The sequence below is a fragment of the Pseudomonas sp. MN1F genome (assembly GCF_009391885.1).
In the GTDB taxonomy this organism is placed as follows: Bacteria; Pseudomonadota; Gammaproteobacteria; order Pseudomonadales; family Pseudomonadaceae; genus Aquipseudomonas.
Genome location: NZ_VZII01000018.1, coordinates 17554 through 37070, shown reverse-complemented (window position 1 = coordinate 37070; position 19517 = coordinate 17554). Strand labels below are relative to the sequence as shown.

The 19517-nt window shown below is 63.2% G+C and carries 21 protein-coding genes and 1 pseudogene; 9 read left to right on the top strand and 13 right to left on the bottom strand.

The features are described 5' to 3' along the window. From F6X59_RS11640 to F6X59_RS11630, 3 genes and pseudogenes are all read right to left on the bottom strand, one after another. Positions 1-136 (bottom strand): annotated as a pseudogene (locus F6X59_RS11640) (2-methylcitrate synthase); the annotation flags it as partial. A gap of 62 nt (positions 137-198) precedes the next feature. After that, a complete protein-coding gene (gene prpB, locus F6X59_RS11635; RefSeq protein WP_152956372.1) occupies positions 199-1089 on the bottom strand; it encodes a methylisocitrate lyase in 891 nt (296 codons plus the stop codon). Continuing rightward, complete coding sequence (locus F6X59_RS11630; RefSeq protein WP_152956371.1) at positions 1086-1802, bottom strand: GntR family transcriptional regulator; 717 nt, start codon at positions 1800-1802, stop codon at positions 1086-1088. The genes prpB and F6X59_RS11630 overlap by 4 nt, the downstream gene beginning before the upstream one ends. A gap of 299 nt (positions 1803-2101) precedes the next feature. On the opposite strand from F6X59_RS11630, the gene F6X59_RS11625 reads away from it, so the two are divergent. The 5 genes from F6X59_RS11625 to F6X59_RS11605 all read left to right on the top strand — a co-directional run bounded on the left by F6X59_RS11625 (position 2102) and on the right by F6X59_RS11605 (position 7445). Continuing rightward, on the top strand, positions 2102-2638 hold the full coding sequence (locus F6X59_RS11625) for an ATP-dependent zinc protease (protein WP_152956370.1): 537 nt from the start codon (positions 2102-2104) through the stop codon (positions 2636-2638). A 5-nt stretch (positions 2639-2643) separates the two neighbouring features. Further along, positions 2644-4179 (top strand): inactive transglutaminase family protein, encoded by a 1536-nt coding sequence (locus tag F6X59_RS11620; RefSeq protein ID WP_027919646.1) that lies wholly within the window; start codon positions 2644-2646, stop codon positions 4177-4179. After that, on the top strand, positions 4179-5159 hold the full coding sequence (locus F6X59_RS11615; protein ID WP_152956369.1) for an alpha-L-glutamate ligase-like protein: 981 nt from the start codon (positions 4179-4181) through the stop codon (positions 5157-5159). Before F6X59_RS11620 ends, F6X59_RS11615 begins: the two co-directional genes overlap by 1 nt. Before the next feature lie 117 nt (positions 5160-5276). Then, a complete protein-coding gene (pabB, locus tag F6X59_RS11610) occupies positions 5277-6620 on the top strand; it encodes an aminodeoxychorismate synthase component I (RefSeq protein ID WP_152956368.1) in 1344 nt (447 codons plus the stop codon). Positions 6621-6710: 90 nt separating this feature from the next. After that, on the top strand, positions 6711-7445 hold the full coding sequence (locus tag F6X59_RS11605; RefSeq protein ID WP_152956367.1) for a phosphoadenylyl-sulfate reductase: 735 nt from the start codon (positions 6711-6713) through the stop codon (positions 7443-7445). A 54-nt stretch (positions 7446-7499) separates the two neighbouring features. Here F6X59_RS11605 and cysB read toward each other — a convergent pair whose 3' ends face one another. From cysB to F6X59_RS11590, 3 genes are all read right to left on the bottom strand, one after another. Beyond that, the gene (gene cysB / locus F6X59_RS11600; RefSeq protein ID WP_027593928.1) at positions 7500-8474 is read right to left on the bottom strand and encodes an HTH-type transcriptional regulator CysB; all 975 of its coding nucleotides are present in this window, start codon (positions 8472-8474) and stop codon (positions 7500-7502) included. A gap of 129 nt (positions 8475-8603) precedes the next feature. Then, positions 8604-9101: a universal stress protein gene (locus tag F6X59_RS11595; protein WP_152956366.1), complete on the bottom strand. Its 498-nt coding sequence runs from the start codon at positions 9099-9101 to the stop codon at positions 8604-8606. Positions 9102-9205: 104 nt separating this feature from the next. Further along, complete coding sequence (locus F6X59_RS11590) at positions 9206-10153, bottom strand: putative 2-dehydropantoate 2-reductase (protein ID WP_152956365.1); 948 nt, start codon at positions 10151-10153, stop codon at positions 9206-9208. Between the two features lie 203 nt (positions 10154-10356). On the opposite strand from F6X59_RS11590, the gene F6X59_RS11585 reads away from it, so the two are divergent. Further along, on the top strand, positions 10357-11433 hold the full coding sequence (locus F6X59_RS11585; protein ID WP_085674649.1) for a 3-deoxy-7-phosphoheptulonate synthase: 1077 nt from the start codon (positions 10357-10359) through the stop codon (positions 11431-11433). A 63-nt stretch (positions 11434-11496) separates the two neighbouring features. Here the strand turns inward: F6X59_RS11585 and F6X59_RS11580 are convergent, their stop codons facing one another. After that, on the bottom strand, positions 11497-11778 hold the full coding sequence (locus tag F6X59_RS11580) for a GNAT family N-acetyltransferase (RefSeq protein ID WP_008095521.1): 282 nt from the start codon (positions 11776-11778) through the stop codon (positions 11497-11499). 523 nt (positions 11779-12301) lie between these two features. Between F6X59_RS11580 and oprI the strand changes: the two genes are divergently transcribed. Then, positions 12302-12553, top strand: coding sequence for an outer membrane lipoprotei OprI (oprI, locus tag F6X59_RS11575; RefSeq protein WP_003259780.1), 252 nt, complete (start codon positions 12302-12304; stop codon positions 12551-12553). Between the two features lie 138 nt (positions 12554-12691). Here the strand turns inward: oprI and F6X59_RS11570 are convergent, their stop codons facing one another. The 3 genes from F6X59_RS11570 to F6X59_RS11560 all read right to left on the bottom strand — a co-directional run bounded on the left by F6X59_RS11570 (position 12692) and on the right by F6X59_RS11560 (position 14746). Then, positions 12692-13669 carry a L,D-transpeptidase family protein gene (locus F6X59_RS11570; protein WP_152956364.1) on the bottom strand — a complete coding sequence of 326 codons (978 nt, stop codon included), beginning with the start codon at positions 13667-13669 and terminating at the stop codon, positions 12692-12694. A 131-nt stretch (positions 13670-13800) separates the two neighbouring features. Next, positions 13801-14082 (bottom strand): hypothetical protein, encoded by a 282-nt coding sequence (locus tag F6X59_RS11565; RefSeq protein ID WP_027919636.1) that lies wholly within the window; start codon positions 14080-14082, stop codon positions 13801-13803. Positions 14083-14140: 58 nt separating this feature from the next. After that, positions 14141-14746 (bottom strand): arylesterase, encoded by a 606-nt coding sequence (locus F6X59_RS11560; RefSeq protein WP_152956363.1) that lies wholly within the window; start codon positions 14744-14746, stop codon positions 14141-14143. A 10-nt stretch (positions 14747-14756) separates the two neighbouring features. Between F6X59_RS11560 and F6X59_RS11555 the strand changes: the two genes are divergently transcribed. Further along, entirely contained in the window at positions 14757-15440 is a 684-nt protein-coding gene (locus tag F6X59_RS11555; protein ID WP_152956362.1) for an ABC transporter ATP-binding protein, read from the top strand. Continuing rightward, a complete protein-coding gene (locus tag F6X59_RS11550; RefSeq protein WP_152956361.1) occupies positions 15440-17947 on the top strand; it encodes an ABC transporter permease in 2508 nt (835 codons plus the stop codon). The genes F6X59_RS11555 and F6X59_RS11550 overlap by 1 nt, the downstream gene beginning before the upstream one ends. Before the next feature lie 67 nt (positions 17948-18014). Here F6X59_RS11550 and greB read toward each other — a convergent pair whose 3' ends face one another. From greB to F6X59_RS11535, 3 genes are all read right to left on the bottom strand, one after another. Continuing rightward, positions 18015-18488 (bottom strand): transcription elongation factor GreB, encoded by a 474-nt coding sequence (gene greB, locus F6X59_RS11545; RefSeq protein ID WP_152956360.1) that lies wholly within the window; start codon positions 18486-18488, stop codon positions 18015-18017. Positions 18489-18499: 11 nt separating this feature from the next. Beyond that, the gene (locus F6X59_RS11540; protein WP_152956359.1) at positions 18500-18808 is read right to left on the bottom strand and encodes a hypothetical protein; all 309 of its coding nucleotides are present in this window, start codon (positions 18806-18808) and stop codon (positions 18500-18502) included. Between the two features lie 225 nt (positions 18809-19033). Then, on the bottom strand, positions 19034-19468 hold the full coding sequence (locus F6X59_RS11535) for a DoxX family protein (RefSeq protein WP_152956358.1): 435 nt from the start codon (positions 19466-19468) through the stop codon (positions 19034-19036). Positions 19469-19517: the final 49 nt, after the last annotated feature.

Here is a 19517-nt window from a genome sequence, read left to right as displayed (position 1 = left end):
CACCGGCGGCCAGGTCACGGACGTCGTAGCCACGGTAGGTCAGGCCGGCACCGGCCTGGCCCACGGTCGACAGTGCGGTCTGGCCGGCCACCTGGCCGCGCAGGCCAGCGCCACTGAGTACTTTTGCTTCGGCCATGGTGTTTCTCCTTTCTTGAACTTGTTATAGGAAGCGATCAGGCTGATTCGGGAGCGCTGGGCTCAACCTTTCTTCTGCGCGAACAGCGCGTCGAGGCTCTGCTCGAAGGCGTGGTAACCAATGGCATCGTAGAGCTCCATGCGGGTCTGCATGGTGTCGATCACGTTCTTCTGCGTGCCGTCGCGGCGCAGTGCGGTATAGACGTTCTCCGCCGCCTTGTTCATGGCGCGGAACGCCGACAGCGGGTACAGCACCAGCGATACATCGACCGAGGCCAGCTCTTCGGTGGTGTACAGCGGCGTGGCGCCGAATTCGGTGATGTTGGCCAGGATCGGCGCTTTCACCCGATCAGCGAAGGTCTTGTACATCGACAGTTCGGTGATGGCTTCCGGGAAGATCATGTCGGCGCCAGCCTCGACGCAGGCGGCAGCACGGTCCAGGGCAGCGTTCAGGCCTTCCACCGCCAGGGCGTCGGTGCGCGCCATGATCACGAAGCTGTCATCGGTGCGGGCATCCACCGCCGCCTTGATACGGTCGACCATCTCCTGCTGGGTGACGATTTCCTTGTTCGGGCGGTGGCCGCAGCGCTTGGCACCGACCTGGTCCTCGATGTGGATGGCCGCAGCACCGAACTTGCACATCGAGCGCACGGTGCGGGCAACGTTGAAGGCCGAGGAGCCGAAACCGGTGTCGACATCCACCAGCAAGGGCACGTCGCAGACATCGGTGATGCGGCGCACATCGGTCAGCACGTCGTCCAGGCCACTGATGCCCAGGTCAGGCAGGCCCAGGGAGCCGGCAGCAACGCCGCCACCGGACAGGTAGATGGCCTTGAAACCGGCACGCTTGGCCAGCAGTGCATGGTTGGCGTTGATCGCGCCGACCACTTGCAGGGGGTGTTCGGCGGCAACGGCGTCGCGGAAACGCTGACCGGGGGTGCTCTTCACAGTCATTTCTCACCTCGTGGGCTGTTGTTGTTGGCGTCCAGATAGTGACGCTCGATGTTGCGCTTGGATGCGCCGATGTGGCGGCGCATCAGGAGTTCGGCCAGTTCGCCGTCACGGCCTTCGATGGCATCGAGAATGCGGTGGTGTTCGGCAAAGGCCTGGCGCGGCCGGTTGGGCGTGGCGGAAAACTGGATGCGGTACATGCGCACCAGTTGATACAGCTCGCCGCAGAGCATCTTGACCAGCGTCTGGTTACCGCTGCCCTGGATGATCCGGTAATGGAAGTCGTAGTCGCCTTCCTGCTGGTAATAGCCCAGCCCAGCCTGGAACGCGGCATCGCGCTCATGGGTATCAAGCACCCGCCGCAGCTCGTCGATGTCGGCCTGGCTCATGCGCTCGGCCGCCAGGCGGCAGGCCATGCCTTCCAGCGATTCGCGGATTTCGTACAGTTCGATCAGCTCGGCGTGGTTGAGCGACACCACCCGTGCGCCGACATGCGGCACGCGCACCAGCAGGCGCTGACCCTCCAGCCGATGGATGGCCTCGCGCAGCGGGCCACGGCTGATGCCATAGGTACGCGCCAGCTCCGGCTCGGAGATCTTGCTGCCCGGGGCAATGTCACCCTTGACGATCGCCGCCTGGATGCGCCGGAAGACATTCTCGGACAAGGTTTCCGTTTCGTCTGTCTCGGCAGGGCTTGGGGTGGTGAGGTCCAGCATATTGTCGACACCTTGCTTTTCGCTTGAGCAGAAACTAGCGAATCAGAGGCGCACAGTCAAAGACAAAATCAATATTGTCGACAATCGTCTAAGAACGAACTTACCCAGTGATGGCGTTGTCAGATCGCGGCACGCTGGCGTCAAGACGTCGGCGTGATAGAATGCCGCGCCTCCAATGGAGTACCGATAGTGTATTTGTCATCAATTCATGTTGTTGACAGATGAACGAGGAAGCTTGCGCAGTCGTTGCCAGTCACCTTTGCCCCGAACCCTGCACAGCTCAGCACCGCGCCAGGATTATGAGACTTACACCCGTATTATTGCTGTTATGCCTCACCTTGCTGCCGGCCGTTGGCCAGGCGGCGGGCAAGACCGTGTACGGTCTGAACGAATACGCCCGGCTCGGCGACCTCGACCTGGAAGTGGCCGCCAAGCTCGACACCGGGGCCAAGACCGCGTCGCTCAGTGCCCGCGACATCAAGCGTTTCAAGCGCAACGGCGAAAGTTGGGTGCGCTTCTACCTGGCCATCGACGCCGCCCATTCGCACCCCATCGAACGCCCCCTGGCGCGCGTGAGCAAGATCAAGCGCCGCGCCGGCGACTATGATGCGGAATCCGGCAAGGCCTACACCGCCCGCCCGGTCATCGAACTTGAAATCTGCATGGGCCAGGCCCGACGCACCATCGAAGTCAACCTCACCGACCGCAGCGCCTTCCAGTTCCCGCTGCTGATCGGCTCCGAGGCGCTCAAGCACTTCGACGCGCTGGTCGACCCAAGCCTTAAATACGCGGCCGGCAAACCTGCCTGTGCCACCGACGCTACCAAAGCAGAGTAACCCCGATGCGCTCTCTTACCCTCCATCTGAAAGTCCTGATCACCGTGCTGGTGTTGCTCGGCGTGGCGGTCACGGCCTATCAGATCTTCGTGCTCGGCATCCCGGTGACCGAAGACGAGACCGACGACCTGTGGAACATCGACGCCAAGGTCGAGTTCGTCGCCAGCTCCAAGGACCCGGTCAAGATCCAGATGTTCGTGCCGCCGCTGAACCGCGACTATGTCAGCCTCAACGAGAGCTTCATCTCCAACAACTACGGGGTGAGCGTCAACCGCGCCGACGGCAACCGCAAGGTGACCTGGTCGGCACGCCGTGTCAGCGGCAACCAGACCCTCTACTACCGCCTGGTGCTGACCAAGCGCTACAGCAACGAAAAATCCGCCATCAAGGGCCCGACCTTCCGTGACAGCCTGGCCATCGACGGCCCGGAGAAAATCGCCGCCGAAGCCCTGATGGCACCGATCCGCCAGCACTCGGCCGACGTCGAAACCTTTGTCAGCGAGACCATCAAGCGGGTCAACAACCTCAACGACGACAACGTCAAGCTGCTGCTGGCCGGTGACACCTCGCCGATGAAGAAGGCCCAGGTCATCGACCTGCTGCTGTCGATCGCCCATGTGCCGATGGAAAAGGTCCACACCATCCGGCTGGTTGCCGATACGCCGCAAACCCCGGAACTGTGGCTGCGCAGCTTCAACGGCAACGACTGGCTGTACTTCAACCCGGACACCGGCGAGCAGGGCCTGCCGGCCGACCGCCTGCTGTGGTGGACCGGTGACGACAACCTGATCACCGTCGATGGCGGCAAGAAAGCCAACGTCACCTTCAGCATGAACAACAGCGAGATGAACGCCATCCGCCTGGCCAAGCTGACCGACGAGAACACCGACGCCGACTTCCTCGAATACTCGCTGTACGGCTTGCCACTGCAGACCCAGCAGACCTTCATGATCATGGTGATGATCCCGATCGGCGTGCTGGTGATCCTGATCCTGCGCAACCTGATCGGCATCCAGACCCTGGGCACCTTCACCCCGGTGCTGATCGCCCTGGCCTTCCGCGAGACTCAGCTGGGCTTTGGCATCGTGCTGTTCACGGTGATCACCGCGCTGGGCCTGTCGCTACGTTCGTACCTGGAACACCTGAAGCTGCAGATGCTGCCGCGCCTGTCGGTGGTGCTGACCTTCGTCGTGGTGTTGATTGCCGCCATCAGCCTGTTCAGCCACAAGCTGGGCCTGGAGCGCGGCCTGTCGGTGGCGCTGTTCCCGATGGTGATCCTGACCATGACCATCGAACGCCTGTCGATCACCTGGGAAGAGCGCGGCGGTGGCCATGCCATGAAAGTGGCGATCGGCACCCTGTTCGCCGCCTCCCTGGCGCACCTGCTGATGATGGTGCCGGAGCTGGTGTACTTCGTCTTCACCTTCCCGGCCGTGCTGTTGATCCTGGTGGGCTTCATGCTCGCGATGGGCCGCTACCGCGGCTACCGCCTGACCGAGCTCGTGCGTTTCAAGGCATTCCTGAAGAAGGCTGACGCCTGATGTTTGGCCTGATCAAGACCTGGAAAGCCCTGGAGGCCCGGGGCATCATGGGGATCAACCGGCGCAACGCGGACTACGTGCTGAAGTACAACAAGCGCCACTTGTACCCGATCGTCGACGACAAGATCATCACCAAGGAGCGTGCGCTCGCAGCCGGCATCCATGTGCCGGAGATGTACGGCATCATCGAGACCGAAAAGCAGATCGAAAAGCTTCACGAGATCATCGGCGGGCGCAACGACTTCGTCATCAAGCCGGCGCAGGGCGCTGGCGGTGACGGCATCCTGGTGATCGCCGACCGTTTCGAGGACCGCTACCGCACGGTGTCGGGCAAGATCATCAGCCACGAGGAAATCGAGCATCAGGTGTCGAGCATCCTCACTGGCCTGTACTCGCTCGGCGGCCACCGTGATCGTGCACTGATCGAGTACCGGGTGACCCCGGACCAGATCTTCAAGAGCATCAGCTACGAGGGCGTGCCGGACATCCGCATCATCGTGCTGATGGGCTACCCGGTGATGGCCATGCTGCGCCTGCCGACCCGCCAGTCCGGCGGCAAGGCCAACCTGCACCAGGGCGCCATCGGCGTGGGTGTGGACCTGGCCACCGGTGTGACCCTGCGCGGCACCTGGCTGAACAACATCATCAGCAAGCACCCGGACACCACCAACGCGGTGGACGGCGTACAGCTGCCGAACTGGGACGGCTTCATGAAGCTGGCCGCCGGCTGCTACGAGCTGTGCGGGCTGGGCTACATCGGCGTGGACATGGTGCTGGACCAGGACAAGGGGCCACTGATTCTCGAACTCAACGCCCGCCCCGGCCTGAACATCCAGATCGCCAACGACACCGGGCTGACCCAGCGTACCCATGCCATCGAGGCGCACATCGAAGCGCTGGCCAAAGAAGGGATCACCGAAGACGCCGAACAGCGTGTGCGGGTGACCCAGAACCTGTTCGGGCACGTGCATCCGCGCTAAGCCCCAAGGGCCCGCTTTGCGGGCCCAACAGGATGTTTAATGTCGCCCCAAAGCTAGGCGCTTTTCCTACACAGGTCTACAATCGCCCTCCTCGCTTTTACATCGCCGTCCACACTGATGCCGACCTGTACGCTCCAACCCCTGCCCTACCAGCCCGACCCCGCTGCCTATTTCGCCCGCCTGCGCCAGGCCCCCGGCGCGATCCTGCTCGACAGTGCCCGCCCCGGTGCCGAACGCGGCCGCTTCGACCTGCTCAGTGCCTGGCCCGTGCAACACCTGCAGGCCCAGCCCGACGAGGATGGCCGCGCCTTCCTCGAACGCCTGCGTGCCAGCCTGGCGCAACTGGGTGAAGCACAGCTACCCAGCGGCATCGAGCTGCCCTTCGCTGGCGGCCTGATCGGCTACCTGAGCTACGACTTCGGTCGCCGCCTGGAACAGCTGCCCAGCCTGTCGAGCGATGACCTGGGGCTGCCCGATGCGCAGCTGGGCCTGTACGCCTGGGCAATGGTGAGCGACCACCAGCTTGGCACCAGCCAACTGGTGTTCCACCCGCGCCTGGCGCTTGAAGAGCAGGCTCGCCTGACGGCGCTGTTCGAGACTGTCGACACTTCGGCGTGCGGCGATTTCCAGCTGCTCGCGCCAATGCAAGGCGACCTGCAGCCGGAACAGTACAAGGCCGCTTTCGACCAGGTGCAGCGCTACATCCAGGCCGGCGACTGCTACCAGATCAACCTCACCCAACGCTTCCGCGCGCCCTGCCTGGGTGACCCGTGGCACGCCTACCAGGCCCTGCGCAAAGCCTGCCCGACACCGTTCTCCGGCTACCAGCAACTGGCCGACGGCAGCGCACTGCTGAGCTTCTCCCCGGAGCGCTTCATCCGCGTCAGCCAAGGCCAGGTGGAAACCCGCCCGATCAAGGGCACCCGCCCGCGCTCGGCCGACCCCGCCGAGGATGCTCGCAATGCCGAAGAGCTGCGCCACAGCGCCAAGGACCGCTCGGAAAACCTGATGATCGTCGACCTGCTGCGCAACGACCTGGGGCGCACCTGCGAAATCGGCTCGGTGAAGGTGCCGGAGCTGTTCAGCCTGGAGAGCTACCCCAACGTCCACCATCTGGTCAGCAGCGTCACCGGCCAGCTGGCCCGCGACAAGGACGCCCTGGACCTGATCGGCGACAGCTTCCCTGGCGGCTCGATCACCGGCGCGCCGAAGATCCGCGCCATGCAGATCATCGACGAGCTGGAGCCCACCCGCCGCGCGCTGTACTGCGGCTCGCTGCTGTACGTGGATGTGCGGGGCGAGATGGACAGCTCCATTGCCATCCGCAGCCTGCTGGTCAAGGATGGCCAGGTCAGTTGCTGGGGCGGCGGCGCGGTCGTGGCCGACTCTAACTGGCAGGCCGAATACGAGGAGTCGATTGCCAAGGTGCGGGTGCTGATGGAAACGCTGCAGCGTCTTTGAGGCTGATCACCAGGCGTCTGCCCCGCCATTTTTTGTTACCATCTCACCATTACGAGCGCACAGCGCCACAGCCAAGATGGAAACCGCCTGATGAGCCAACCCTTCGACGTCGCCGCCCTGGCCGCGACCTATGCCAACAAGTCCCCGCAGGACATCCTGAAGCTTGCCTTCGAGCATTTTGGCGATGACCTGTGGATTTCCTTCAGCGGCGCTGAGGATGTGGTGCTGGTCGACATGGCCTGGAAGCTGAACAAGCAGGTCAAGGTGTTCAGCCTCGACACCGGCCGCCTGCACCCGGAGACCTACCGTTTCATCGACCAGGTGCGCGAGCATTACAACCTGCCGATCGAAATCCTCAGCCCGGATCGCGCCAAGCTCGACCCGTTCGTCAAGGAAAAAGGCCTGTTCAGCTTCTACAAGGATGGCCACGGCGAATGCTGCGGCATCCGCAAGATCGAACCGCTGCGGCGCAAGCTCGCCACCGTCAGCGCCTGGGCCACCGGCCAACGCCGCGACCAGAGCCCGGGCACCCGCAGCCAGGTGGCAGCGCTGGAAGTCGACGGCGCGTTCTCCACGCCCGATCGCACCCTGTACAAGTTCAACCCGCTGGCGCAGATGAGCAGCGAAGAAGTGTGGGGTTACATCCGCATGCTCGAACTGCCGTACAACAGCCTGCATGAGCGCGGCTTCATCAGCATCGGTTGCGAGCCTTGCACGCGCCCGGTGCTGCCGAACCAGCACGAGCGCGAAGGCCGCTGGTGGTGGGAAGAGTCGACCCAGAAGGAATGCGGGCTGCATGCCGGCAACCTGATCAGCAAGGCCTGATTCGCAGGCAAAGAAAAACCGGCCCGAGGGCCGGTTTTTTCATTTCTGCCGTACTCAGTGCACCGGCAGCTCGACGCCTTCGAACAGCTCTTCGAGTTCCTGCTTGTTGTGGCACTGGATGGCCTTGGCCATCACTTCACGGGTCAGGTGCGGCGCGAACTTCTCGATGAAGTCGCACATGAAGCCGCGCAGGAAGGTGCCACGACGGAAGCCGATCTTGGTGATGCTGGCTTCGAACAGCTCGCTGGCATCCAGGGCCACCAGGTCGCTGTCGAGCTTGGTGTCGACCGCCATCTTGGCCACGATGCCCACGCCCAGCCCCAGGCGCACATAAGTCTTGATCACGTCGGCGTCAGCGGCGGTGAACACCACTTTCGGCGTCAGGCCTCGGTGGTTGAAGGCTTCGTCCAGCTTCGAACGGCCGGTGAAACCGAACACGTAGGTGACGATCGGGTATTCGGCAACCGCTTCCAGGGTCAGCTTTGGCAGCTTGGTCAGCGGGTGGCCTTGCGGTACGACCACGCAACGGTTCCACTTGTAGCACGGCATCATGATCAGGTCGCCGAACAGCTCCAGTGCCTCGGTGGCAATGGCGAAATCCACAGTGCCGTCGGCCGCCATTTCCGCGATCTGCATCGGTGAGCCCTGATGCATGTGCAGGGCCACTTCCGGGTACTGCTTGATGAAGCTGCTGATCACCGGTGGCAGCGCATAACGTGCCTGGGTGTGGGTGGTGGCGATGGACAGCGTGCCCTTCTTCTCGTTGGAGAATTCCTGGGCGATCTGCTTGATGCTCTCGACCTTGCGCAGGATCTCGCCAGCGGTGTTGATGATGCGTTCGCCAGCCGGGGTCACGCGGGTCAGGTGCTTGCCGCTGCGGGCAAAGACTTCAACACCCAGTTCGTCCTCGAGCAGGCGGATCTGCTTGCTGATCCCCGGCTGCGAGGTGTAAAGGCTCTGCGCCGTCGCGGAGACGTTGAGGTCATGGTGCGCTACTTCCCAGATGTAGCGCAGTTGTTGAAGCTTCATAGGTTTCCCTCGAATCGGCGGTAAGTCAGCGGCAGCAGGCAGCGACGAGATATAACTATATTAGTGGTTCTCGAAATAAAACTAGAACTATTTTGTTACACGCGCCTCCGAACCGGACTACCGCCAGCTTCACAATTTCCTACGCCCAAGGTGCTGCGAGAGCGGCACCATGTACACCGGCACCGGCGACAGTTGCAGCAAGCGCACTGCCGTCCGGCCAATCGGCACATCCACCCCGGCACCGGCAGTGTGGCTGCCGAAGATCAGCAGGTCGACGCTCAGCCGCTGCGCCTGATCAAGGATGACCTGTGCCGGGTCACCTTGACGCACCCGCACCGCCCTGATCAGCGCCAGGTCAGCGTCCTCGCCCAATTCGTCACGAAAGTTTTCCAGCACCCGCTGCTCGATATTGGCCATCACCGTGTTGACGCCTTCGCTGTGCAATTCATCCAGCGTCTGCTCATCGAGGTAACTCTGCAGCAGGGACTCGGCAAACTGCCCCATCGGCTCCACCGCGTGAATCACGTAGAGCTCTGCGCTGAAGGCGCGAGCCAGGGTCAAGGCGTGCTGCATGACAAAAGGTGCGTAGACACCGAGGTCGGTGGCGTACAGCATGGAGCGGATCATTCGACCTCCTCGACTGCCGTTGCGGCAGAGCAAGCTTCAGCTTAGCAGCGCGCCGAACCCGCGCTTTGCCGTCCGGCGTACTGCTGATGCGGCCTGCAGCGGATTCAGCCAGCCCGGTTGCTGCGGTCGATGAAGGCCAGGGCCTGATACAACATGCGCATCCGCGGCAGGCTGCAGCCAGCCGCCTGCGCGCGGGCAATCGGCTCGGCATAGATCGCCTGCAGTTCCAGCGGGCGCTGCTGGGCATGGTCGTGGTACATGCTCGGCCAGTAATCAGGCATCTGCTCGGTCATACGGAACAGCTGCTCGGCATAGCCTGCCGGCAGCTCGTGCCCGCACGCGGCAGCGCCCTGCACCACTTCAGCCATCAGCGCCTGGATCAATTCGCGGCTGTCGGCATCGGCCATCAGCGGCGTGGTACTGGCCCCCAGCAACACCGACAGGCCGTTGTAGGGCACGTTCCACACCAGCTTCTGCCAGCGCGCCTGACCGAGATTGGCCATGGCCTGGGAGTCGATGCCCGCCGCACGGAACAACCCGGCGCCGGCTTCAACGATCGCCGCACCGCCATCTTCGGCCGGCCCGCTGTGATAGCCGAGGTTGACCGCACCCAACGCCTGGTGGCGAATCACCCCTGGGGCCTGGCGATTGACGCAGATGAAACACAGGCCTCCGAGTAAATGCAGGTTACCCGGCAAGGCCGCCCTCAACTGCTCCTCCACACCAAGGCCATTCTGCAACAGCACTACCTTGGCATCGGCTGCGGCAGCCTGGACGATCAGCGGCGCAAGCTCGGCATTGCTGGTCGCCTTGGCGCCCACCAGCAGCCAGTCGCAGGGTGGCATGTCGGCAGCGCTGGCGTAGGCATTGACCGGCATCTGCAACGCGCCATGCACGGCATGCTCAAGCTTCAGACCCTGCTCGCGCACCACGTCATATTCGCTGCGCAGCAGAAAATGCACATCGAAACCGGCGCGCGCCAGCATCAGCCCATAAAAGCCACCGATAGCGCCGCTGCCGATGATGCCGATACGCGGGTTGCGAGAAGCCATGTCATTCTCCTGGACAAGTTGGTCCGCTTTTTTACACCCATCAGGGCCACATTGGGCAGACACAAGTGTGTCAGCACGTAGCGAATACCATTGTCGCGCCCCCTGTAACGCGCTAAGGTTCGGCTCCCCGCTGCGAACATTATTGCTGCTGGGCCGCACGGGGATTGCTGGCGGCCGGCACCCGTGACCTGACGAGTAACACGATGGCTGATTTACCGATCGACGACCTTAACGTTGCCTCCAACGAGACCTTGATCACCCCCGATCAGCTCAAGAAGGAAATCCCCCTCAGCGCCAAGGCCCTGCAGACCGTGACTGCCGGCCGCGAAGTGGTGCGCAATATCCTCGACGGCAAGGACCATCGCCTGTTCGTGGTGGTCGGCCCCTGCTCCATCCATGACATCAAGGCCGCTCACGAATACGCCGAGCGCCTCAAGGTACTGGCCGAGGAAGTGTCCGACACGCTGTACCTGGTCATGCGGGTGTACTTTGAAAAGCCACGCACCACCGTTGGCTGGAAAGGCCTGATCAACGACCCCTACCTGGATGACTCGTTCAAGATCCAGGACGGCCTGCACATCGGCCGCCAGCTGCTGCTGGACCTGGCCGAAATGGGCCTGCCGACCGCTACCGAAGCACTCGACCCGATCTCTCCGCAGTACCTGCAGGACCTGATCAGCTGGTCGGCCATCGGCGCCCGCACCACCGAATCGCAGACCCACCGCGAGATGGCCTCGGGCCTGTCCTCGGCGGTCGGTTTCAAGAACGGCACCGATGGCGGCCTGACCGTGGCCATCAACGCCCTGCAGTCGGTGTCCAAGCCGCACCGCTTCCTGGGTATCAACCAGGAAGGCGGCGTATCGATCGTCACCACCAAGGGCAACCCGTATGGCCACGTGGTGCTGCGTGGCGGCAACGGCAAGCCAAACTATGATTCGGTCAGTGTCGCCCTGTGCGAACAGGACCTGGCCAAGGCCAAAATCAAGGCCAACATCATGGTCGACTGCAGCCACGCCAACTCCAACAAGGACCCGGCCCTGCAGCCGCTGGTCATGGAGAACGTCGCCAACCAGATCCTCGAAGGCAACCAGTCGATCATCGGCCTGATGGTCGAAAGCCACCTGAACTGGGGCTGCCAGTCGATTCCGAAAAACCTCGACGAACTGCAGTACGGCGTGTCGATCACCGATGCCTGCATCGACTGGTCGGCTACCGAGAAAACCCTGCGCAGCATGCACGCCAAGCTCAAGGATGTACTGCCACAGCGCAAGCGCGGCTAAGCTTCAGCGCGATGAAAAACGCCGGGCATTGCCCGGCGTTTTCGTATCTGGCATTTGGCCCGTTCAGGCCTTGCTCGAATGGCGCTGCTGACGCTCCATGTAGCGCTCCACGTACGAGCAGGAAGGGATCACCGTGTAACCCATCTGGTCGGCGTACTCGAGGGCCTTCTCGGTCAGCGCTGCTGCGATCCCACGGCCACGCAGGGCGTTGGGTACGAAAGTGCGATAGATGTCCAGCGTCTGCTTGCCCAGGTCCATGTACGTCAGGTAGGCACGATGACCGTCCACATTGGTTTCGAACTGATGACCGGCCTGGTCATGGTGGATGGTCAGCGCTTCACTCATCACTACTCCTCGCAGGCCTTTCTGGCAGACCCTTACCTTAACCGATGTGGTTTATCCGGCGGAGGAACCTCTACGCCACCTCTTGCCCCCTTGGACCATCAGCCGACAACAATCGTTCGACCTGGCCGGGCACTCCCAAATAGTAGGCGCCGCACGCGGGATTGCTCAAGGTGGCCAGCGTTAAAAAGTAGCAGGAAGCCACGCCGGGAGCTTGCACACCCTGCAACAGCAATCACGCCCTGCAACAGCAACCGGATGTTGTTGTGCTTAAGACGCTGACAGACAGTTAAAGTCACCGTTAGTTCAGCAAAAAAGTTCCCATACCACAGTCGCTTGCCCCCGCTACACGGTTTTTTCACAAAACCCCGGCAAATCTTGTCGCCGTGACCTGAAGCAACATTTTTTTTACAGTTCTTGCGCTCTGTCAGTTTACTTACTACAAGTAATGGGTACTATGTACGCCGGCCAGTTTCTCTTTTCCGAGAGATGGCTATTTAATAGAAAGTCCTTGAAGGGGAACACGATGAACAACGTTCTGAAATTCTCTGCTCTGGCTCTGGCCGCAGTTCTGGCTACCGGTTGCAGCAGCGTATCCAAAGAAACCGAAGCTCGTCTGACTGCGACTGAAGACGCAGCAGCTCGCGCTCAAGCACGTGCTGACGAAGCCTACCGTAAGGCTGACGACGCACTGGCAGCCGCTCAGAAGGCTCAGCAGACCGCTGACGAAGCCAACGAGCGCGCTCTGCGTATGCTGGACAAAGCCAGCCGCAAGTAATAGTCCTCACGGATTGTTATGGAGCCGACCCACTTGTGGGTCGGCTTTTTTATTGCCTGGACGAAAGCCCTCCCCCGGAAACCAAGAGGCCCGCATCAGGCTGTTAACCTGAGCGGGCCCCGGGTGTAGCAAAAGGGCTTACTGCAGTTCGGGCGGGATGCTCGAAACCATGGGTGCGGCACCCTGGTTATTGACTGGCACGGCAATTTCCACCGGCATACCGTCTTCCGCCGCAACCACGTCACGCACCATATCCCAGTTCATGCGCAGGTTGTTGGCCAGGTCTTCACGCTTGAGCAAGGCATTGATGACCGCCGTGTGCTTGTCGACAACGGACGGGTTGCCGTGATCGTCCAGCGGCGTATGCGCCTCGAGATAAACCTTGCCGCCACTGATGCCGAACTTGTAAGGCTCGTTGATGATGCGCACCGGCGTCCCCACCGGGACCATCTTCGACAGTTCCAGCACGTTGTTGTTGAGCATGCGGAAGCAACCATGGCTGGTGCGCATGCCGATACCGAACTTCTTGTTCGAACCGTGGATCAGGTAGCCCGGCACGCCCAGGGTGAACTTGAATGGCCCGAGCGGGTTGTCGGGGCCGGCAGGCACAACGGTCGGCAGGATGTCACCGTCTGCGGCGTGCTCGGCACGGATCGAGGCGGGAGGCGTCCAGGTCGGGTTCGGCGTCTTCGCGGTGATCTTGGTCATCGCGACAGGCGAACCCCAGCCCTCACGGCCAATGCCCAGTGGGAAGGTATGCACCACGTTCTGCCCTTTCGGGTAGTAGTACAGGCGGTACTCGGCCAGGTTAATGACGATGCCTTCACGTGGCCCCGGTGGCAGAATGTAGCGGGTCGGGAGAACGATTTCGGTGCCGGCGCCCGGCAGCCACGGGTCGACACCCGGGTTGGCGGCGATCATTTCCAGGTAGCCGAGGTCGTTGGCAGTGCCGATGTCGGCAAAGGTGTCTTCGTACTTGGCCTTGATCGTCTGGACCTGGCCAACGACGTCTTCACCGGGTGGTGGCAGTGGCAGTTCCAGCGCAGCAGCGGGGCCCGCTACCAGCAGGGTGGCCAGGGACAGGCAACGGGTGACGGCGGGAAAGCGCGGCAACATCCGGTAAATCCTTCGAAAGGTAGTCAAGAAGCACGATTGTACACCCGCCTCGCTGCAAGCGGGAGGCATTGGCGCCTTACAAGCGTTTCAGTTGATGAAAGGTGCGCGCAATTGCGCACCTCAAATGCACCTCAGAGCTCGGGCCAGACCGGCCGCATGCCGCGGCGCTGGGCATCGAGAATCGCCCGGCACAGGTCGCACAGGCGCCCGTCACGGTAGATGCTGCGAGGCACTCCGGACCAGCGCGGTTGCGCAGGCAGCAGGCCACCGCACAAGGTACGGTCGACCGGCACGCCGAGTTCGAGCTGACGGGCCACGAGGTGGACGCGGATTTCCTGGCAAGCGAACAGGTCGAGCTGCTCATCGGGCTCGATCAGTTGATAGGCAAACAAGGACCAGGCAGGGCGCGGCATCGGGGGCTCTCGAAACGGGGGGCGCAACATTAGCCGAAAGCCGGCCCCGTTTAAAGCGTCATAGCAAGGGTTTTATTGCCGGCCAGGCATTTTCCAACAACCGCTGCTGGGCGCCCTGTGCCGGATGGATGCCATCGGCCTGCATCATCCCCGGCACACCGCCAACACCTTCAAGGAAGAACGGCACCAGCGCCACCTGTTTTTCCGATGCCAACTGTTCATAGACGTTGGCGAAGGCCGTGGTATAGCGCACGCCATAATTGGGTGGCAGGCGCATGCCCAGCAGCAGCACCTTGGCCCCCGCCTGGCGGGCACTTTCGATCATCGAAGCAAGATTTTGTTGCAATTGCTGCGGCGGCTGCCCGCGCAGGCCATCGTTGCCCCCCAACTCCAGCACCACCAGGCGCGGCTTGTGCGCTGCAAGCAGCGCCGGCAGCCGCGCCTGGCCACCTGCACTGGTATCGCCACTGATCGACGCGTTGACCACCTGATCGTCGAAACCTTCGTCCTTGAGCCGGGTCTGCAACAAAGAGACCCACCCCTGGCGGGTATCCAGGCCAAAACCGGCGCTGATACTATCGCCAACAACCAGCAATGTTCCCGCCGCCGCGCTCTGGGCCAGGCAATACAGGGCCAGACCGGCACTCAACCACCACACTCGCATCGGATTCTCCATGGGCCCCAGCATTCTCGTTGCGCAGAACCTTAGCAAAGTGGTCTCCAGCGCGGAAGGTGACCTGACCATCCTCCACGCCCTCTCCCTCGAACTCGCCCAGGGCGACAGCCTGGCCATCGTCGGCGCCTCGGGCTCGGGCAAGTCGACCTTGCTTGGGCTGCTTGCCGGCCTCGACCGCCCCAGTGCCGGCCAGGTCATCCTCGCCGGGCACGACCTCGGCCCGCTGGACGAGGACCAGCGCGCCAGGGTACGCGCCGAGCATGTCGGTTTCGTCTTCCAGTCGTTCCAGTTGCTCGACAGCCTCAATGCCCTGGAGAACGTGATGCTACCCCTGGAGCTGGACGGGCGACGCGACGCCCGCGAACACGCCCATACCCTGCTGGAACGGGTCGGTCTGGGCAAGCGCCTGACCCACACCCCACGCCAGCTTTCCGGTGGCGAGCAGCAACGGGTCGCCATCGCTCGCGCCTTCGCCGCACAACCGGCAGTGCTGTTTGCCGACGAACCCACCGGCAACCTCGACAGCCATACCGGCGAGCGCATCAGCGACCTGCTGTTCGAGCTGAACAAGGAGCGCGGCACCACCTTGGTGCTGGTCACTCATGACGAACGCCTGGCCCGGCGCTGCCGGCGCCAGATTCGCCTGGAAGCAGGCCGCCTGGTGGCGCCGGTGGAGGCCTGATGAAGCACATGCCGCTGTCCCGCCTGTGCGGCCTGGCCCTGCGCCAGCTGCTGCGCGACATCCGCGCCAGCGAAGTGCGCGTGCTGTTCTTTGCCCTGCTGGTGGCGGTCGCGGCCAGTACCGCCATCGGCTATTTCGGCGCCCGCCTGAATGGCGCAATGCAGCTGCGCGCCAGCGAGTTCCTCGGCGCCGACCTGGTACTGCAAGGCAGCGCGCCGGCCCGGGAAGCACAGCTCAGCGCCGGCCAGGCACTGGGCCTGAGGCATGCCCAAGTCGTTGAATTCACCAGCGTGGTGGGTGGCGATGCCGGCATCCAGCTTTCGAGCATCAAGGCGGTCGATGGTGCCTACCCATTGCGCGGCCAGGTGCGTAGTGCCGCCGCCCCTTATACCGAGGAAACGCCTGGGGGCGGACCAGCCTCTGGAGAGGCCTGGGTCGAACCTCGCCTGCTCGCGGCCCTGGGGCTGAAGGTCGGCGACAGCATCGACGTGGGCATGAAGACCTTGCGCATGAGCCGCGTGCTGACCTACGAACCAGACCGTGCCAACAACTTCTACAGCCTGACGCCCCGGGTGATGATGAACCTGGCCGACCTGCAGGCCACCGGGGTCATCCAGCCCGGCAGCCGGGTTTCCTACCGCGACCTGTGGCGCGGCGATGCCGAAGCCCTCGCGCACTATCGCCAGGCCGTGGAAAACAACCTTGCCGCCAGCCAGCGCCTGCTCGACACCCGCGATGGCAACCGGCAGATCGGCGGCGCCCTGGGCAAAGCCGAGCGCTACCTGAACATGGCCAGCCTGGTGGCCGTGCTGCTGGCGGGCGTGGCCGTGGCCCTGTCGGCCAGCCGCTACGCTACGCGCCGCCTGGATGCCAGCGCCTTGCTGCGCTGCCTGGGGCTGTCGCGGCACCAGGCACTGGGGCTGTATTGCCTGCAACTGGCAATGCTTGGCCTGGCCGCTGCCCTGGCCGGCGCCCTGCTCGGCTGGCTGGCGCAACTGGGCCTGTTCCGCCTGCTGCATGGCCTGCTGCCCACCGAAGTGCCGGCCGGAGGCATGCTGCCGGCACTGGCCGGCATCGCCACGGGCCTGGTGGCCCTGGCCGGCTTTGCCTTGCCGCCGCTGGCCGCACTGGGCCAGGTGCCACCGTTGCGCGTACTGCGTCGCGATCTGCTGCCCGTACCACCGAGCAGTTGGCTGGTGTATGGCGCCGCCCTGCTCGCCTTGGGCCTGATCATGTGGCGCCTGAGCCTTGACCTGCTACTGACCTTCGCCCTGCTGGGCGGCGGCCTGATCGCCGCGCTGCTGCTGGGCGGGCTGCTGTTGCTCGGTTTGCAGAGCTTGCGCAAGGCACTCGCCGGCGCGCCACTGGCCTGGCGCCTGGGCCTTGGCCAGTTGCTGCGCCACCCCATGGCCGCTGCCGGGCAAGCCTTGGCCTTTGGCCTGATCCTGCTGGCCATGGCCCTGGTTGCGCTGTTGCGGGCTGAGTTGCTCGACAACTGGCAGGCACAACTGCCCAAGGACGCCCCCAACCACTTTGCCCTGAATATCCTGCCCGCCGACCGCGAACCGTTCGCCCAGCGCCTGCGCGAGGTGAATGCCAGCTCGGCACCGCTGTACCCGGTGACACCGGGCCGGCTGATTGAGATCAACGACCAACCGGTGCAGCAGATCGTCAGCAAGGATTCCGCCGGCGAGCGGGCAGTACAACGCGACCTCAGCCTGACCTGGGCTGCCGACCTGCCGGAGGGCAATGTGCTGAGCGCTGGTAGCTGGTGGCAGGCGTTGCCTGCCGGCGATGAAATCCCCGGTGTGTCGGTCGAGGCCGAACTGGCTGCCAGCCTCAAGCTGCACGTGGGCGACCTGCTGAGCTTCGACATCGGTGGCGAGCAACGCCAGGCGCGCGTCAGCAGCCTGCGCAGCGTGCATTGGGACAGCTTTCAGCCGAATTTCTACATGATCTTCCAGCCAGGCACCCTGCAGGGGCTGCCAACCACCTACCTGACCAGCTTCTACCTGGCCCCAGGCCACGATCTGGACGTGATTGCACTGTCGCGGGCGTTCCCGGCGGTGACCATCCTGCAGGTCGATGCCTTGCTCGAACAGCTGCGCAGCATCCTCGCCCAGGTCACCCTGGCGGTCGAGTATGTGTTGCTGTTCGTGCTGGCGGCGGGGCTTGCCGTGTTGTTCGCCGGGTTGCAGGCGACGCTGGACGAGCGCATTCGCCAAGGCGCCTTGCTGCGCGCACTGGGAGCCGCAAGACCATTGCTGGTCAAGGCTCGGCGCATCGAGTTCGGTTTGCTGGGGGCGGTCAGTGGGGCCTTGGCGGCGCTGGGGTGCGAGTTGATTACCCTGGTGCTGTATCGCTATGCATTCGACCTGCAGTGGAGCCCGCATCCATGGCTGCTGGTATTGCCTGTGGTCGGGGCGCTGCTGGTGGGCGGGGCCGGAGTATTGGGCACACGACGAGCACTGAATGCCAGCCCTTTGGCGGTTCTGCGGGAAAGTTGATATCGCCAGTGCTGGCCTCTTCGCGGCGCTTCGACGCCTCGATAAACCTGCGAGAGGCCAGCATCATTCAATGCCCGTAATGGATGCTGTTCACATACCAGGTCGCTTGACCGGTGGGTGTATTCACCAGCACTTCATCGCCCTCCTCCTTCTTGAGCAGGGCCCGGGCCATCGGCGAGTCGATCGAGATATAGTCATTGCGGCCATAGATCTCGTCATAGCCGACAATGCGAAACTTCATGGTCTCGCCGTCATCGTTTTCGATCTCGACCCAGGCACCGAAGAACACCTTGCCTTCCTGCTCCGGGGAGTAGGCGACCACCTTCACGTCCTCAAGACGCTTGCGCAGATAGCGGACCCGGCGGTCGATTTCGCGCAGCAGCTTCTTGTTGTACTGGTAGTCGGCGTTCTCGCTGCGATCGCCCAGCGAAGCGGCCCAGGTCACTTTCTGAGTGATTTCCGGGCGATACACCCGCCACAGATGATCCAGCTCCTTCTTCAGGGCCTCGTGACCTTCCGTGGTGATGATGTTGGTGCTCAACGGCGCGCTCCTCAGCGTCGGGTAATCAGGCCCTGGCGCGCAATGCGGGTAAGCTGACCAATGACTTCGGCCGCGTCCTCGCGGGCTGGCGCCTGGATCACCGCCAGGTCGAAGCGGTCGTTGCCGAACTGCTCCAGGCGGCAGGCGCCTTCGGCGAACTGGATGAGAAAGGCGCGGGCCTGGCCCTTGCGGCGCGACAAGCCTTCAAGATGGCGCAAGAGCGTGGGCTGATGCTGGCCACCGAGCAGGATGCGCGGTGTGCGGGAAGCCTGGCTGGCAGGCAATGGGCTCAAACAGACACTGGTACGTGGACAACTCATGGAGTTTCTCTCCGCCTCGCGAATCCCGCTGGGCAGCGGTGGGAGGCGTCACCGAACCAGCGCTTTAGCGGTATTTCGGATGACCCGGAGAAGGGCCAGTCCCGCGCCCCGCAAGTAGCTGTTTAAATCGGCGCAAGCGGTATGCTAGAGCGACAAGCCGCAAGCTGCAAGCCCCAAGCTGAAATGCGTTCGGCTTGGGGCTTGCAGCGTGCGGCTTGCGACCTGTCAGCGGGCGATCAGGCGGTCGACAGAGAAGCGGCCCGCACCTTCGATCAGTACCGCCACGGTGCCGGCCAGCAGCGCCAGGGCGAACTCATAGCCGTTGTTGGACATGAACAGGCCATTGTTGATGTGCACCGAGAAGATCGCCACCACCAGGGTCACCGTCAGTGCCAGCGCCGCCGGGCGGGCCAGCAGGCCGATCACCAGGGCCAGGCCACCGAAGAACTCGGCGCTACCGGACAACAGGGCCATCAGGTAACCCGGCGCCAGGCCAATGCTTTCCATCCATTGCCCGGTGCCTTCCAGGCCATAGCCACCAAACAGGCCGAACAGTTTCTGCGCACCGTGCGCCATGAAGATCACACCGACCAGGATGCGGATCACGCTCAGGCCCAGGCCAGCACGGGTAGAGAGCAGTTTGCTGATTGCGTTGTTCATTTCGAGGCGTCCTTGAAAACGGGATGTTGTGTTGGGATGGGCGCCATCA